Annotated in this window: 11 protein-coding genes; 1 reads left to right on the top strand and 10 read right to left on the bottom strand. The window is 58.9% G+C overall.

Annotated features, from left to right (window positions below; genetic code table 11):
* Window positions 1-116: 116 nt before the first annotated feature.
* The 5 genes from ABV589_RS04505 to ABV589_RS04485 form a co-directional block, all read right to left on the bottom strand.
* Complete coding sequence (locus tag ABV589_RS04505; RefSeq protein ID WP_258675145.1) at window positions 117-587, bottom strand: hypothetical protein; 471 nt, start codon at window positions 585-587, stop codon at window positions 117-119.
* Complete coding sequence (locus ABV589_RS04500; protein ID WP_367085072.1) at window positions 584-5,623, bottom strand: RHS repeat-associated core domain-containing protein; 5,040 nt, start codon at window positions 5,621-5,623, stop codon at window positions 584-586. The genes ABV589_RS04505 and ABV589_RS04500 overlap by 4 nt, the downstream gene beginning before the upstream one ends.
* A complete protein-coding gene (locus ABV589_RS04495) occupies window positions 5,620-6,360 on the bottom strand; it encodes a DUF4123 domain-containing protein (protein ID WP_367085071.1) in 741 nt (246 codons plus the stop codon). The genes ABV589_RS04500 and ABV589_RS04495 overlap by 4 nt, the downstream gene beginning before the upstream one ends.
* Complete coding sequence (gene tssI / locus ABV589_RS04490; protein ID WP_367085070.1) at window positions 6,350-8,392, bottom strand: type VI secretion system tip protein TssI/VgrG; 2,043 nt, start codon at window positions 8,390-8,392, stop codon at window positions 6,350-6,352. Before tssI ends, ABV589_RS04495 begins: the two co-directional genes overlap by 11 nt.
* Before the next feature lie 133 nt (window positions 8,393-8,525).
* Window positions 8,526-9,041, bottom strand: a complete 516-nt coding sequence (locus ABV589_RS04485; protein ID WP_003226246.1) for an Hcp family type VI secretion system effector — start codon at window positions 9,039-9,041, stop codon at window positions 8,526-8,528.
* Window positions 9,042-9,446: 405 nt separating this feature from the next.
* Between ABV589_RS04485 and ABV589_RS04480 the strand changes: the two genes are divergently transcribed.
* The gene (locus tag ABV589_RS04480) at window positions 9,447-10,124 is read left to right on the top strand and encodes a type 1 glutamine amidotransferase domain-containing protein (protein WP_367085069.1); all 678 of its coding nucleotides are present in this window, start codon (window positions 9,447-9,449) and stop codon (window positions 10,122-10,124) included.
* Window positions 10,125-10,233: 109 nt separating this feature from the next.
* Here ABV589_RS04480 and ABV589_RS04475 read toward each other — a convergent pair whose 3' ends face one another.
* The 5 genes from ABV589_RS04475 to ABV589_RS04455 all read right to left on the bottom strand — a co-directional run bounded on the left by ABV589_RS04475 (window position 10,234) and on the right by ABV589_RS04455 (window position 16,593).
* Window positions 10,234-11,622, bottom strand: coding sequence for a VOC family protein (locus tag ABV589_RS04475; RefSeq protein ID WP_367085068.1), 1,389 nt, complete (start codon window positions 11,620-11,622; stop codon window positions 10,234-10,236).
* An 88-nt stretch (window positions 11,623-11,710) separates the two neighbouring features.
* Window positions 11,711-12,931, bottom strand: a complete 1,221-nt coding sequence (gene glcF / locus ABV589_RS04470; RefSeq protein ID WP_367085067.1) for a glycolate oxidase subunit GlcF — start codon at window positions 12,929-12,931, stop codon at window positions 11,711-11,713.
* Between the two features lie 2 nt (window positions 12,932-12,933).
* Complete coding sequence (glcE, locus tag ABV589_RS04465; protein ID WP_367085066.1) at window positions 12,934-13,983, bottom strand: glycolate oxidase subunit GlcE; 1,050 nt, start codon at window positions 13,981-13,983, stop codon at window positions 12,934-12,936.
* Window positions 13,983-15,482 (bottom strand): glycolate oxidase subunit GlcD, encoded by a 1,500-nt coding sequence (glcD, locus tag ABV589_RS04460; RefSeq protein ID WP_367085065.1) that lies wholly within the window; start codon window positions 15,480-15,482, stop codon window positions 13,983-13,985. The genes glcE and glcD overlap by 1 nt, the downstream gene beginning before the upstream one ends.
* A 184-nt stretch (window positions 15,483-15,666) precedes the next feature.
* Window positions 15,667-16,593, bottom strand: a complete 927-nt coding sequence (locus ABV589_RS04455; RefSeq protein ID WP_367085064.1) for an alpha/beta fold hydrolase — start codon at window positions 16,591-16,593, stop codon at window positions 15,667-15,669.
* Window positions 16,594-16,608: the final 15 nt, after the last annotated feature.

The following is a 16,608-nucleotide window of genomic DNA, read 5'->3' as shown; positions in this document are numbered from 1 at the left end:
CTGTCCCCTTAATCCACTAATTTAATGCGGTATTTAGGGAAATAGAAGAGTTTTAGATTTTGAATTGTTTTAAATATCTATCCTCAGCTATGCCGAAGTCGTGATCTGCAGGTTTCTCAAAGCTGTTCAAGATTAAGAGTGCATCCCTTGAGTCTTAATCGTTTAATTTCCTCATCAAATGTGTACTTTGGCAGATCCTTGTTTTTTAAATCATATTGCTGCCTAAGCAGACGAAATAGTTTTCCTATATTTTTCTTGCTTCTCTCGTCAAGACTTTCGATTAGGTCGTAACTATTGCTTGATAAAAAGGCTATTTTGTTTTTGAGTGTGTAGTAGGCGCTTATGTTGGAGAATAATCCTTCGGCATCTGAATAATCTTCCTTTAAATATTTTGCATAATCTTCAAATACCGATGTAAGTAAGTTTTGTGCGGCTTTCTGGTTCTTTAAAACGCTGCACATTTCCTGCCAGTTGCTAATAAAAAGATGGTCTCCCCAGTCCGAGCCTCGAGCGAAATATTGTCCATTTCCTTTAAAGAAGTCAGAAATCTCGTGAAGATCTAATGCAGTTTCAAAAGTGGTCTTCATTGAAGCTTTTTCCAGTCATCGAAGTTTTTCAACAGTGTTCCAATATCACTGTTGTGAGTGACATTTTCTGAGCCGATTAGAGCTGCTTCCTTGGTTCCGCTTTTGGTAGCTCCTCCTGGAACCCATTCGTTAGGGTAAGCCCCATTTTCACGACCGTTTGGCATCTCGTAGCTGAACCTCGGATCATTGGGCTTTATTTTAACGATGTAGATGCCTTCACCTTCTAGGGATTTTGCACCTAGATTGAGTTCTTTGTTGAGAACATTCCAGTCATTTCCTGCTGCTCTGTATTTTGCAACAACTTCGTCCATTTCTGAGGATAGTCCTACAAATTTTCGTTGTGGAAAGCTAGGATATCTTGAATCCGTGATCCAGCTTTCGATAACTACGAACGACCCTCCTTCTTTTGCAAAGAGCTCTCGGTGCGCATTTACATAACTGTCCGGCAGGTACTCATTGGGGCTTGGGGGGCGATCTGCCTTGTTCATATCAATAATTTCATCGAATTTTTCCTGACTCATAGGTAAGTGGTCAGGTTTTATAGCATTCGCAGAGTTCGTCGGTAATTCGCAATCAGGTCCTGGGCAAGTTGAGCTTAAACCCAACGGATCCACCCACCCCGTAGGATTTGGCACGTACTGGTAGTTATTCAACCCACCCGCAAGCTTGATCGGATCCGGCGTCAGATACCGCGCTGTGTTCGGATTGTAGTAGCGGTGCCGGTTGTAATGTAACCCCGTCTCTGCATCGAAGTACTGACCCTGGAAGCGCAGGGGGTTGTCGATTTCGATGACATCCAGTGCCGCAAGGTTGCCATAGGCGCGGAATTTCGCCGACCACATGATCTCGCCGCTGTAGTCGGTAAGTTCCTGCGGTGTGCCGAGGTGGTCGAGTTGATAGTAGAACGGCGTGGCCTTTAGTGGGCCCTCGCCGTCGAGCATCGCCAAGGGGCGGAAGCTGCCGGGTTCGTAGATATAGGTGCGATAGCGGTTGTCGGCGCTTTCGGCGATCAGACGTTCGCCTTGCCACAGGAATTCGGTTGTATGGCTGTCGACGGTTTTTTCGATACGGCGGCCAAAGGCGTCGTATTTGTATGACGCCGTACTGCCCCCCGGCAGACTTACGCCAATCAGACGATGTTGGCAGTCATACCGGTATTCAGTAACGAGTTTCTGTTTAGCGCCGCGCCGCTCGCGGATCAGGTTGCCGTAGGCGTCGTAGTCGTAGTGGCGGTCGCCCTGCATCAAAAGGCGGTTGCCTTTGACGTTGGCCAGGGTGGCAACCGGCATGTCAGTCTGACCGAGCAGGTTACCTGCCGGGTCATGGGCGAAGCTTTCGGGTGTTGCGCCACGTACGTTGATCAAGCGATCAAGCGGATCGTAATGGTAGCTGCGGTTGCCTTTACGGCTGTCGTCGATGCCGGCGAGGTTGCCGTTGGCGTCGTAGTTGTAGCGACGCTGGAACAGGTTTTTGTCGCGTTGACTGACGCTGTGGGCTTGCAGGCGACCTTGTTCATCGTATTGGTATTGGCTGAGCAGCAGACCTTGCTGGCGTTGCTGTTCGCGACCGGCGCTGAACTGGTGGGAAGTCAGGCGTGTGCCGTTGAGGTCGATGCTGCTCAAGTGCCCACCAGGTTGGTGGCGATAATCGAGTGTGCTGCCATCCGGCAGGCGGCAGTGATTGAGCTGTCCGATGCTGTCGTATTCGTAACGCGTGGTGCCCCAGCCCTGATGCTCGGTGATCAGCCGATCCTGCACATCATATTCATAAGCAAGCGGCCAATGACCATCGTCCACGTTGACCAGACGGCCAAGTGCATCGTAGCTATAGTGAATTTCCTCGCCGTTGGGCAGGGTCTTCACCAGCAGTCGGCCGGCAGCGTCGCGTTGGTACTCGGTGACCAGTTCGCTGCCGTCATCGCCGAATTCGGTTTTCTTCAACAACTGGCCGTTGAGGTCGTACTCGTAGGCAGTGCGGCGTCCGTCGAAACCGGTTTCTTGCTGGATCAGCCCGTTCGAGTAGTAATCCAGCTGATAGTGTTCGCCGCGTTCGTTTTCGATGTCGGTGAGCAGAAGGCGCGCATTGTCGTAGCGATAACGCAGTTGACTGCCGTCCGGGTTGATACGACGGCTGACCAGGTGCAGGTTATCGGCATACTCGTAACGGGTTACACGGCCCAGTTCGTCGCGTTCAGCCGTGACGCGACCGTACGGGTTGTAGGTAAACGCGCGGGTGGCACCACCGGGCAGGATGACCTGTGCCAGTCGATTTGCAGCGTCCCATTGGTAGTGGGTGATTGCACCGGTTTCAGCTTGACGTGTGATCTGCCGACCGAGTGCGTCATAGCGATATTTGCGTTGACCGCCGTCGGGCAGGCGCTCCTCCAGCAACTGGCCGAGGTTATTCCAGCCGAGTTGATGACGGCTGCCATCAGGGTGTCTGATTTCCAGCAAGCGTCCCTGGCGATCGTAGCTGTAGTGCGTTGAGTTGCCATCCGGATCAATTTGTTCGGTGATATCGCCCTGTTCATTGCGCCAGTAAATCCATTTGGCCGGGCCACGGTTAACCACACGGACGTAGCCGTGGTAGTACTCGTAGGAGGTCGGCATGTCTTCCGGCGGGATGACCGCGACCAGTCGACCCGCTTCGTTGTACTGGTATTCAGTAACCGCCCCCAGCGGATCCTTTTCGGCGATCAACCGGCCTTGATCGTCGTAAGCCTTGAGGTGTTCCGCGCCATCCGGATCGACCTTGGCTACGAGCCGAGCCTTGTCGTCGTGGGTGTAGACCTCTTCGCTGCCATCGGCGTTGGTAACCGTAACACTACCTTTGTCATCCCAGGCGTAGTGCGCGTCCATCTGCGAGAAGCTGGCCCAGTGATGGATGCAACGCGCTGACTTGCCTTCCTTTTCCCATTCCCAGTAGAAGCTGGCGCCACCGGCGAGTTGTCGCTGGAGAATGACATTCTGTTCGTTGTAAGTGTAACGCTCCGACTCACCGGCAGCGTTTGTGGCTTTGATCAGGCGTTGTTGAGCATCGTACGTGTAGGTGATAAGCGTCTGGACGGTGCTCCATGCATCTTCCAGATTGTCTGCCGGGACGAATTGCTGATGGTCGATGGCGACGATGTGCTTGCGGTCATACCGAACCAAAAGGGCTCGACCGGCCCCGTTATCCACTCGCTTGATTCGGCCGTGGATGTCACGGGTGATGTGCAGGCGATTGTCGTATTTGTCGCTGATGGCGATCAGCGTCGCGCCTTTGCTGTTGAAGCGGAAGTGATAGAACTGCTTACGTTCACCAGCCTGTGTGAGGATTAGTTCAGAAGGATCGTTGCCGATGAAAATCGCGGCTTCCGAAAGGCTGTTGGTGATGGCCGGACGCTGCTCGCTCGGCATAGGAAAAGTCGTGACACGATTTTCGTGGTCGGTCCAGACGACTTCGTCGCCATTGATGTCGACCCGTTGGGCGAGGGCATGGCTCCAGCCAAAGCCGAGGCCGCAATCCATTTCCGCCGCACTGGTGCGATAGAGACGCGTCCAGGTGAAGGGCAGCAAACCGCCGAGTTCGCCGTCGGTAAGTGTCAACAATTCTTCGCCGGTGACCATCGAAACCGGACAGCCATTGGTGCATGTCTTTTTTGCACACGAAGCACTTTTGTCGTCGGGTGTCTTGGATTGATCAGGTGCGTCGTCGATCTTTTCCTTTGGCTCAAGCGAAGTTTGTTTCTGCTTTTTGTCCCGAGGAAACGAGGAGGCGTCCTTGACCTCTTGTTTCGGTGTATCTGAAGTTTTCGGCAGCGGGCCTTTTGCTGGTTGCTCCGCTACCTGGCTTTTCGGTGCGGCCTTGGTTGGTTGGGGTTTGGGCTTGGGCGCTTCAGTGGCTGCCTCATCGATCTTCAATGCTGCCGTTTTGGCAGGCTTCATCGGTACATTTTTGGCGCTGGCGATGATTGGCTTCGACACTTCAGCATGGGCGGGCAGGGCGTGTTCATTGCTGAGCGTCATTAGAGTGGAGGCAAGATCTTCCAGGTACTTGACCGCTTCTCCCGACTTGACCGTGGATAGGACTTTTGTCCCTGCTCTTACAGCCAGTCCGGCACCACCCGTTAGGCAGATGCCCACCAGTACGTTGATCAGAAACTCCGAAGCAATTGCCGTCATTACGTCGACGATTACCTGCGGCGGGAGCATGCCGACCCACGCCACAATCGCCGAGACGTAGATGAACATCAGCGGCTCGTCGCTTAGGATCAGCAACCCTGAAGCGATGGACTCTTTCGACGCAGCATAGAGCTTGTCGATTTCGATGTCCGAGAGATATTTTTTGAGTTTCGCGTAGTTTTTTTGCGGATTAGCGAGCAGCTCGAACAGGCTTTTGATGTCGTCCCACAGACGAAGCAGAGCTTTCTCAAAACCATCCAGTGCCCGTTTGAGCAAAATGACCGAACGCCCGGCGCGGTCTGCCGCCGAGTAGCTGGCCCATTGCGGCTGAAACTTGCTCGACCATTCGCTTTGCAGCCAGCTGTCAAGTTTGCCGATAACGCCTTGATAGGAGTCATAGAGTGCTTTGACGTCGTTCTGCGAAACATTGGGAAAGAATGTGATGCGATAGGTCTGACCCTTCTTGCAGCCTTCAACCACCTTGATGCCGCTTGGACCGATCATGGTTTCGATAACCGGTCCGGTAACGTCGTCGTAGAAGGTGCCCTTGGTCACAGGCTCGAGTTTCACCGGAGTATTGCCGATAGGGACAAATCGCGCAGACTCAAACATATGGATCAGTGTGAAATCACCCACCAGTGGGCAGGTCGCATAGGTTTCCACGGCGCCGGTTTTAGTCTTGCGCTTAGTCACGCTGACTTCATTGCCGACCTTGAAAGTCTGGTCGACATCTAGCGCCCAGCCTGTCCAGAAACCGTCAGCCCAATCCTTGTAATCGCTCAGGCAGTTTTTGAAGTCTTTGAGAATCAGGCTCACGTCAGGTGTTTTGGCATCCAGCACGCGCAGGACCAATGTACCAATCGGGGTATTCATGACGTGACTTCCTTTGTCAGCTCAGCGGCAAGACGCTCTGCCATTTCTTCTGTATTTGGGTTTTGGCGTACGAAGCGCTCGACCTTTCTACGCAGGTTGGCTTCGGGGAATTCGAAGTACAACTCCGGACAATCCTCTGATAGCCACTGCATCAGGTTCTCGACGACAGTGGTGTGATCCTTTTTAGCGAGGGCATCCAATAGCGTTTGGGGAATCTCCCACCAGGGCCACTCTTTTGCGGGAGGTACCGCTCTTCGGCCGACTTCGAGAGTCTGTCCGTTAATCAGGTAACGTTGGAACACGGGCAGCAACTCACCTGCCGTAGTACCTAAACCTTCGATGATCGGATGAAAATGTCGACCATCCCAGAACCTGAAAAACACTTCAGTAGCGTCCGGCATTTTTACCTGAGTCAGGCTGCGCAAATGCTCCAGCACCGTTTCCGGCGCGCAGGTAGATACCGCTAGCCAACCCCAATCCAAGGCATCGGTTTCAGTAATCCATTGCAGAAAACTGGCGTTGGGGCTGATCTCGGCGAGATACGGCATTACGGGAAGCCAATCGGCGTAAGGCGTTCCACTCCAAATAGGCTGCAGTTGTGGTGCGGCATCTTGCTGATAGAAGGGCTTGAGCGGCTCGGCATCGCTCGCCGCGCTGATGATCAAGTACAAACGCTCGCCATTTTGCAGCGGCTGTTGCGCCAGCCAGTCCTCGGGTGTCAGTCGATCAGATGGCACAGGCACCTGCCTTGCATTTTTCGCATTCTTCGCAGAACGGCGCGTTACGTTTGAGGGTGTTGATCTGGGCCGGGGTCAGGACCTGGCCGGCCTTGTCGGCGTCGGCCTGTTTCAGCACGCCGGGCATCAGCGGGGCGGCACCGGTGCCGCTGCCGGGGCTGCCGCCGGAGTTGATGTTGATCGTCGGGCCGCTCATGGTCACGCCGCCAGCGTCGATCTTGATGAAGCTGCCGCCGCCGACCAGGGTCAGCTCGGCGCCGGCTTCGAGCACGACTTTCATACCGCTGCTCAGGTGGATTTCCTGGCCGGCGTCGATGAACTGGCCGGTGCCGATCTTGATGTGCTGGTTCACGCCCACGGTCAGGTGGTCGTTGGCGCGGGCTTCGACTTTGCGGTCTTCGTAGACGGTGTGGTGTTCTTCGGCCTTGAATTCCGTGTAGCTGTTCTGCTCGACGGTGTCGTGGCGTTCGTTGCCGACGCGGATCTTCTGGTCGTGCTCGATGTTTTCGTCCCAGTCACGCTGGGCGTGGAGGAAGATCTGCTCCTGACCTTTTTTGTCTTCGATGCGCAGTTCGTTGTAACCGCCGCCGCCCATCGAGCTCAGGGTCTTGAACGTGCTGCGGGTCTTGTTTGCCGGCAGATCGTACGGGACGGTGTTTTCCTTGTGGTACAGGCAGCCGCTGATCAGTGGTTGATCGGGGTCGCCTTCAAGGAAGGTGACCAGCACTTCCATGCCGATGCGCGGGATGGCGATGCCGCCGTACTGGGCACCGGCCCAGGCGCTGGAGACGCGCAGCCAGCAACTGGTCTTGTCGTCAGCCTGGCCTTCGCGGTCCCAGTGGAACTGGACTTTGACCCGACCGTACTGGTCGCAGTGGATCTCTTCACCTTTGGGGCCGGTGACCACGGCGCTCTGGCTGCCGAGGATGCGCGGTTTCGGGTGGCGCAACGGTGGGCGGTTCGGCACGTCCCACGGGGTCGCCTGGAAGCGGTTGCGATAGCCCTGGTGGAAATCGTCTTTGAGGGCAGTGGTGTCGCTGGTCACCGACTCTTCGAGCACTTGTGGCTGCTTGCCTTCGTGCAGGACTTCGGTGAGCAGCCACAGGTCATTCCATTTGGCCTTTGGGTGCTCGGTCAGGGCGAGGAAATGGCCGCTGACCAGCAGTGGCTGATCACTCTTGCCTTCGGCGAGCTGGAAGTCGCTGCGGTGGCGTTCGAGGGCACGTTTGGCCAGGTGTTTGCCGCGCTCGCGGTCGATGAAACGGCCCGGGTAGTCGTAGTCTTCGAGGTCGGGCAGGGCGTCGCCACGGTTCTCGCTTTCCAGGGTCAGGCGCGGTTTTTCGAAATCGTAATCGCGGCGCGTGGTGCGGCTGGTGCGGGTTTCCAGGCGCAGGTCGAAACGCTTGATCACCGGGTTGCTGGCGACCATGCCGGAATCTTGCTGGTAGGCCACAGGCTGGAGTTTCGGGAACACCGTCTGGTCATCGCCGAACACCAGCTTGTGCGCCGTGGCGCTGTGCTGGAAGTGGTAGTGAATACCTTCTTCCTCGCACAGGCGCTGGATGAAATGCAGGTCCGATTCATCGTATTGCACGCAGTAGATGCGCTCGGGATAGATCGAACCGGTCTTGAATTCGTAGGCGTTGCTTTGAATGCCGTGCTCTTCGAGAACCAAGCCAATGATTTTCGGCACCGTGAGGTTCTGGAAGATGCGTTGGTTGACGCGGTGCGCCAGGTACGACAGTTGCGGGCGCAGGGTTACCGAATAACGCGTCAGGCGCTTGCCGGAATCGCCTTGCGCGGCGCGGTAGATCTGGCCGTGGATGCCGCTGCCATCGGGCGACAGCTGCAGGAAGGCCGGTTTGTGCAGCAGGGTTTCGAGGTCCAGCGACGGCTGCTCACTGACCAGCTCCACCTCAAAGACAAAAGGCTGGCTGATGGCTTCCCGGCCGGTCAGGGTGAATACCTGAAAATCGGCGGAGAGCCCTTCGATGGTCAGGGCAAAGTGGGTTTCATTGGCCGGCGCGAACATCCCTTGTTCCTCGTGCTGTACAGCGGCGCTCGTCGACGGCCGCAAAAAGCGGCTCAACGTACGCGAAATTCTGGAGGGGCGTAAACAACATCGACCAGCAGGGCTGGTCGATGCTTGTAACGATCAGCCGTAATTAAACGACTGGAGCACGCCAGTCATCGGAACCCGAAGTACCGGATACTTCGTGGGTCCAGGTGATTTTGCGGTAGGTGAACTGCACTTCTTCCAGGTGGGTGAAGTGCGAGTTGCCTGGATCCTGGCAGTTGTGCATTTTGTTGTTGATGGCGACGATGATCGCGTCTTCCAGTTTGGTGGTGTAGTAGTGCTCTTGAGTACCTTGAGCAGAAGTACGGTACCACTGGATAACGATTTCGCTCATGCGCTCGCCGGAGGTCAGAGCGGCTTGCAGCAGAGGCGAAGCCTTGTCGTAGACCTTGGTGATGATCACTGGCTTGTGAACGCGCTGACCGGTTGGCTGACCGGATTGTGGATCACGCGGGATGATCACGTCGTGGCTGAAAGCCTGAACCATGACCTGGTCTTCGTGGCCTTCCTGGTAGGTGTTGCCAACGGAGTCGGCGGTGAAGGCGCCGGCAGTGATCAGGCCTTGTTTTTCGCCGGTAACCGACATGTACGCTGGTGTTGCCATGGGGTGCTCTCCTTGCGGATAAATTTAGGGTGCCCGGGGCGAAATCGCCCGGTGGGTGCCTGACTGTTATCAAGGAGCGTGCCAGGTTTGTCGAAGGTCCCGACAGCCGGGGGTGAAGTGGCTCTAGTCTGCGGTTTGGCCGATTTTTTTTGCTGAATCGAGAGGGAAAGTGCGCAACTTCTTGCGCAGTACTGCGCAAGAAGTTGCGCACTTGGCTGTAAGCCACGCCAGTCAAGGCCTGTAGCGCGATGAGTCGCTTTTTTCACCGAACAAGTGCGCAAGAAGTTGCGCAGTAAGGCCAAGGGCCAGCGTCGAGCGCTTGAAACGATTCGTCCTGCACGACGGTCAATCACTCACGAGCGCGCCGACGGCGTCTGCACATTCCCCCCATCGAGTGAGAACGACATGAAAATCCTGATGGTTTTAACGTCCCACGATCAATTGGGTGACACCGGCAAGAAAACCGGCTTCTGGCTGGAAGAATTCGCCGCGCCGTATTACGTGTTCAAGGACGCAGGCGCGCAACTGACGCTGGCCTCGCCCAAGGGCGGTCAGCCACCGCTGGATCCGAAGAGTGACGAGCCGGACGCACAGACTGCCGCCACCGATCGCTTCCGCAAGGACTCCGCCGCCCAGTCGGCACTGTCCTCCACGGTCAAACTGGAGACGGTGAAGGCTGCGGATTTCGATGCCGTATTTTATCCCGGCGGCCACGGCCCGCTGTGGGACCTGGCTGAAGACCGCCATTCCATCGCCTTGATCGAAGCGTTTTACAACGGTGGCAAGCCAGTCGCAGCGGTGTGCCATGCGCCCGGCGTGCTGCGCCATGCCAAAGGCGCTGACGGTCAGCCGTTGGTCAAGGGGAAGCAGGTGACAGGCTTTACCAATAGTGAAGAGGAGGCAGTAGGGCTGACCAACGTGGTGCCGTTTCTGGTGGAGGATGAACTCAAGGCCAAGGGCGGGATTTTCTCCAAGGGCGCAGATTGGTCGAGCTACACCCGTGAAGATGGATTGTTGCTGACGGGGCAGAATCCGGCGTCGTCGGAGGAGACGGCGTTCGCGTTGTTGTCACGATTGCGCTAGAGGCAACATTTGATTCTGTGGCGAGGGAGCTTGCTCCCGCTGGAGTGCGCAGCGCTCCCAAAACGAGGGCCGCTTCGCAGCCCAGCGGGAGCAAGCTCCCTCGCCACAGTCAGAACAGTTTCAGGTCCAAAACCTGGGCACACTCCTCAATTGAACGCCGCTGCGTCTCGGCATACAACCCCAATTCATTAATGGTCGCACGCCCCAGCGCCTGTTCAAACGCCTGGCGGTTCGAGTGTTCGCCATAGTGCGTCTGCGCGGCATCCCCAAGGTTCGACTGAAAAATCCCCGCCGCACTTACCGGCAGGAAATCTTCGTACACCAACGGTTCAGCTTTCACATGGCCCTCGCGGAGCAAATCCTCCAGCGACGTCGACGTGAGGCTGCCCTCTGCCAGGCCCTTTTCCGTAGGGAAATACCGAAAGTACGCCAGCTCCTGTGCGCGCATGCCCTCGACGCTGTCAGGAAATTCGCCAAAGTGCTGAGCCATCAGCGCGTTGTAGCGTGCGGCGTTGCCTTCGTTAGGGAAATCGCCCAGTTCATCGCGGGCGGCATTCAGCAGGCGGTCATACAGCGCCCGACCCTTGGGCGTCAGCGCTGCACCACGCTGCTCGATCTCGCCGAAGCGCGCGCTGTGGCTGCCTTGAGTGCCAATCTGGTCAGTGAAGGTAATCGGCTCGTCGAGCGCCTTGAAACTGGTCTGGCGCAGCAGGATCGGACATTGCCGACGCGGCGGACCTTCGATCACCGCTTTCGGGGTGATGCCGTGCACCGGCATTTGCGCCTGAACGGTGTCGATGTCCAGCGTGCGCGGGGTCAGGTGATTGATGTGCGGGCCTTTGAACGCCACCACATCGGCGATCAGACGGTGCTGAGCGCTGAGGGTCTGGTACTGCGCGGCGGTGACGGTTGCACTGTGATGCCAGCGAAAGGTCTCCAGGGCCTGCAGGACAAATTCCTCCGCTTCAGGCTCATTCAGCCCACCCTCTGACTCAGCCCGCTCGATCAGGCGCAATGCCGCAGGGGTAAAGATCGAACGCTGATTCAGCACCGATTCGGCAAACGTGCGCAGCTCGGGATCTTCGATCAGTTCCAGACGCAGCAACGAAGTGAACACTCGAAACGGACTGACCTGCAGCGCCGCTTCATGCACCGCGCGAAACGCCGTGGAGTGCACCGGCACACCCGCCGGGGTCAGGTCGTAATAACCCACCGGTTGCATGCCCATCACCGCGAACAAACGGGCGAGGGTCGCCAGCTCCTTGGCTGTACCGACGCGGATAGCGCCGTGGCGCTCCATGTCCAGCCGTTCGATTTCACCGGTGCTGTCGAGCTGCCGTGCGATGTCCGGCTGAGCCGCCAGCACTTCGCGGTTGGTCTGTTCCACCAGTTCCATCAGCGCGCCGTACAACGGCACTTCTTCGCGGTACATGTCGGACATCGCTTTGGAGAAGCGTTGGCGGATCAGGTCGGGGCTGACGAAAGGCTGCACGGTCATGAAAAAAATTCCTGCCACGGTCACGGTTTGGATGGAGGAAAAGATCGCAGCCTTCGCCGACGGCGGCAAACGAAGAATCCTACGAACTTCATTCTGCCAACGACTGATCCACCAGTTCGATCCAGTGCACAACCTGCGTGCGTCCGGCGCCGGCCAGATGATTCTGGCAGCCGATGTTGGAGGTGACGATCAAGTCCGGGCGATCGCTTTCCAAGGCGTTGAGGCGGTTGTCGCGCAGTTGCCGGGCGAGGGTCGGTTGGGTCAGCGAATAGGTGCCGGCCGAACCACAGCACAAATGCCCGTCCGGCACCGCCGTGAGGTTGAAACCCAGCCGGACCAACAGCGCTTCCACCGCGCCGCCGAGTTTCAGCGCGTGTTGCAAGGTGCAGGGGCAATGTACGGCGATCCGCCGTTGACTGGCGGCGCATACTTTCTCCAAGGGTTCCTGCGCGAGTATTTGCACCAGATCCAGCGTCCGTTCGCTGATCTGCCGCGCCTTGTCGGCGTAGCGCGGATCCTGTGCCAGCAGATGCCCGTAATCCTTGATGAACGCGCCGCAACCGCTGGCTGTCTGCACGATGGCTTCCGCGCCGTTTTCCAGGTGCGGCCACCACGCGTCGATGTTCTGCCGCGCGCGGTCGAGGCCCTTGGCCTGGGCGTCGAGGTGATAGTCCAGCGCGCCACAGCAACCGGCCTCGGCCACCGGGGTGACGCTGATTCCCAACCGATCAAGCACCCGCGCCGTCGCATCGTTGGTGTTCGGCGACAGGCCCGGTTGCACGCAGCCTTCGAGCAGCAACACCCGCCGTGCATGGCGCGGTGCTGGGCGTGTGACAGACGCTGGCGAGCGCTGCGGCAACTTGCTTTCGAACAGGCGCGGCAGCAACGGGCGGAATGTCGTGCCGACCCGCAGCAGACCCTTGAACACTCCGGGATTCGGCGCCAGTGCGCGCAAGCCCTCGCGCAACAAACGCTGGGCAGCGGGGCGTGGCACCGCCTGATCGACCACCGCCCGGCCGATATCCAGCAGGTTGTGATAATCGACCCCAGACGGGCAGGTGGTTTCGCAGTTGCGGCAGGACAGGCAGCGATCCAGATGCAGTTGTGTCTGCTCGGTAGCGGGTGCGCCTTCGAGCACTTGCTTGATCAGATAGATGCGTCCGCGCGGCCCGTCGAGTTCATCGCCGAGCAATTGATACGTTGGGCAGGTGGCGTTGCAGAACCCGCAATGCACGCAGGTGCGGAGGATTTTTTCCGCCTCGGCGGCACGCGGCAGTTGTCGGGACTCTTCGCTGAGGGTGGTTTGCATGGCTAGAACTCCGCGTACATCCGGCCGGGGTTGAACAGCCCTTGCGGGTCGAGTTGCGCCTTGAGTTGCCGGTGATAACGCATGAGCGTCGGGGCTAGCGGCTGGAACGGCGTGTCGCTGGCGCCATGGGTAAAGCAGGTGGCGTGCCCGCCGAGTTCCTGAGCAAGAATCTGGATGTGCTCGTGATCGGACTTCAGCCAGCGTTGCGCACCGGCCCAGTCGATCAACTGCTGGCCGGGCAAGTCCTGCGGTCCGAGATTGTTCGGCAGCGACAGGCGCCACAGCGGCAGGCCTTCGTCGAAAAAGCTCAGGCGTTGCTCGTTCAGGTCGCGCCAGAACGTCGAATCCAGCGGCTCGCCGCCGAGCCGTTGATGCGCGGCAGTGACCGAGCCTTCGCCGCCCTCAAGGCGCAGATACAGGCTTTGCCCGTCATGACAGGCGCCGCTGATCGGCAACGGTTGCTGGCCCCATTCGGCCAGTCTGGTCAGCGCCCGCGCGCAATCGATATCGAGGCGGATGCTCAGGCATTGACGCGGTTTCGGCAGGACTTTCAGCGAAACTTCGGTCAGCACGCCGAGGCAACCGAAACTGCCGGTCAACAGGCGCGACAGGTCGTAGCCGGCGACGTTTTTCATCACTTCGCCACCGAAGCGCAAGTGCTCGCCGAGGCCGGTGATGACCCGGGTGCCGAGGACAAAATCGCGCACCGAACCTGACCATGGCCGCCGTGGCCCGGACAGTCCGCTGGCGATCATCCCGCCCACCGTGGCGCTGTCGCCGAAGGCTGGCGGCTCGCAGGGCAGCATCTGCCCGGCCGCGTCGAGCGCCGCGAGCAGCTCGCGCAACGGCGTGCCGGCGCGCACGCTGACCACCAGCTCGGTCGGTTCATAGCGCACGATCCCGCGATGCGCGCGGACGTCGAGCACTTCACCGGCCACCTCGCGGCCGAGAAACGCCTTGCTGTTACCGCCCTGGATTTTCAGCGGTGTGGCGTTGGCTCGGGCCTGGTTGACCTGCTCGAGCAGCGCGCCGCTGGCGTCGACGTCAGCCATCAGAAACGCTCCAGTTCGGGGAATGGCAGTTGCCCGGCATGAATGTGCATCGCGCCGAATTCGGCGCAGCGGTGCAGGGTCGGGATGTTCTTGCCGGGGTTGAGCAGGCCTTGCGGGTCGAATGCGGCTTTTATTGCGTGGAACAGGGTCAGCTCAGCGCTGGTGAACTGCGCGCACATCTGATTGATTTTCTCGCGGCCAACGCCGTGTTCACCAGTGATGCTGCCGCCAACCTGCACGCACAATTCCAGAATCTTCCCGCCCAACGCTTCGGCGCGCTGCAGTTCGCCCGGTTGGTTGGCGTCGAACAGGATCAACGGGTGCATATTGCCGTCGCCCGCGTGAAACACGTTGGCCACGCGCAAGCCGTATTCGGCGCCGAGGCGGGCGATGCCTTGCAACACGCCGGGCAATTCGCGGCGCGGGATGGTGCCGTCCATGCAGTAGTAGTCCGGCGACAAGCGGCCGATCGCCGGAAAGGCGTTTTTGCGCCCGGCCCAGAAGCGCACGCGCTCGGCCTCATCGCGGGCCTGACGCACTTCGCTGGCACCGGCCCGGGTCATGACCTCGCGGACCCGCAGGCAATCCTCGTGGACATCGGCTTCGACCCCATCGAGTTCGCACAACAGGATTGCCTCGGCATCGACCGGGTAACCGGCGTGGATGAAGTCTTCGGCGGCGCGGATGGCGAGGTTGTCCATCATCTCCAGGCCGCCGGGAATGATCCCCGCGGCAATGATGTCGGCCACGGCGCGGCCAGCCTTTTCCACCGAGTCGAAACTGGCCAGCAAGACCTTGGCGACTTGCGGTTTTGGCAACAGTTTGACCGTGACTTCGGTGATGATCCCCAGCAAACCTTCGGAGCCGGTGAACAACGCCAGCAGATCGAAACCCGGCGCGTCGAGGGCGTCGCTGCCCAGTGTCAGGCGCTCGCCTTCGATGGTCAGCACTTCGATTTTCAGCAGGTTATGCACGGTCAGGCCGTACTTGAGGCAATGCACGCCACCGGCGTTTTCCGCGACGTTGCCGCCGATCGAGCAGGCAATCTGCGACGACGGATCCGGCGCGTAATACAGGCCGAACGGCGCGGCCGCCTGGGAAATCGCCAGATTGCGCACCCCGGGCTGAACCCGCGCGGTACGGGCTGCCGGGTCGATGTGCAGGATGTTGTTGAAGCGCGCCATCACCAGCAGCAGGCCTTTTTCCAGCGGCAGCGCACCCCCCGACAACCCGGTGCCGGCACCCCGGGCCACCACCGGCACGTTGTGTTGGTGGCAGAGTTTGAGCAGGGTTTGCACCTGATCGAGTCGCCGGGGCAGGGCCACCAGCATCGGCGTGGTGCGATAGGCCGACAGACCGTCGCATTCGTACGGCTTGAGTTCGTCTTCGCGCCAGAGCAGGTCGAGATCCGGGAGGGCGCGCTGCAGGGTTTTCAGCAACTCGGCCTTGTTCACTTCCGGTAGCGGACCGTCGAGGCGTTCGTCGTAGAGAATGTTCATTTCGACCTTCCGAACCTATACCGCCAAGAGAGCTTTTTGTGGCGAGGGAGCTTGCTCCCGCTGGGCTGCGCAGCAGACCTGAGATCGATGCCGTGTCGAGACAGGCTAGTCGCATTCGCAGGATCAGGGCCGCTTCGCGCCCCAGCGGGAGCAAGCTCCCTCGCCACAATGACTGCTGTGGGTTTCATCGCTGATTGCCCAGAAACTCCCGATACAACCGCGCGGTATTCCCCGGTTGTTCGACCATTGGCATGTGCCCGACGCCATCCCACACTTCGACCCGCAAATTGGCGATGCCCTTGCTCCACACCGGCACGCTGCTGACGTCGATCAAGCGGTCCTTGCGCCCCCACAGCAGCAGCGCGGGGCATTTGATATCGGCCAGTTTCGGCTCCATCGGCGGGCTGGCGCGGAAGTCACGGAAGATCTCTTCCAGTTCATCGCGCTGGCGTTCGTATCGCTGGGCGATGGCGTCCAGCACCAGTCCGGGCACCCACGGTGGCGAGGCCATGGTCATCGCATAGAACTGGCGGAATTCTTCCCGGGAATTGATCAGGAACGGGTTATGCCCACGGGCGAGGTGGCGCTCCATGTCGCTGGCCTGCGGTGCAGTGACGCCGGCCGGGTCGATCAGCGCCACCGAGGCAATCCGCTCCGGATAAGTCGCGGCCAGCCATGCCGCGATGTAGCCACCCATGGAGTTGCCGATCACGTGGACTTTCTCCACGCCGCACACGTCCAGCAGCTGGATCATGCGCTTGGCCTGCAGCGCAATGTCGTAGCCGCCCCCGGCCTTGAACCCTGTTTCCCCATGACCGGCGATGTCCGGAATGATCACCCGGTACTGGCGGACAAAGTGCCTGGCGAAGCGCAGCCACAGGTTTTTTTCGGCGCTGAAGCCGTGCAGCATCAGAATCGCGCTGGCCGCCTCATAAGGGCCTCCTTGCCAGGTCGAGACGGTCATTTCGGCAATCGGCACCTCGATTTTGTGCAACTTGTACAACTTGGCCTCAAGCGCCGTGCTCAGGTCATACAACCAATGCCCGACCGCCGGGTAACTCAACCAGCTCCAGGCCACAAAAACCGCGAGAGCGACAAACAGCACAAGCATCGACGTCTTCCTTTT

Origin of the sequence: Pseudomonas sp. HOU2 (assembly GCF_040729435.1) — a bacterium.
GTDB lineage: Bacteria > Pseudomonadota > Gammaproteobacteria > Pseudomonadales > Pseudomonadaceae > Aquipseudomonas.
This window is presented reverse-complemented; position numbering and strand designations above follow the sequence as displayed.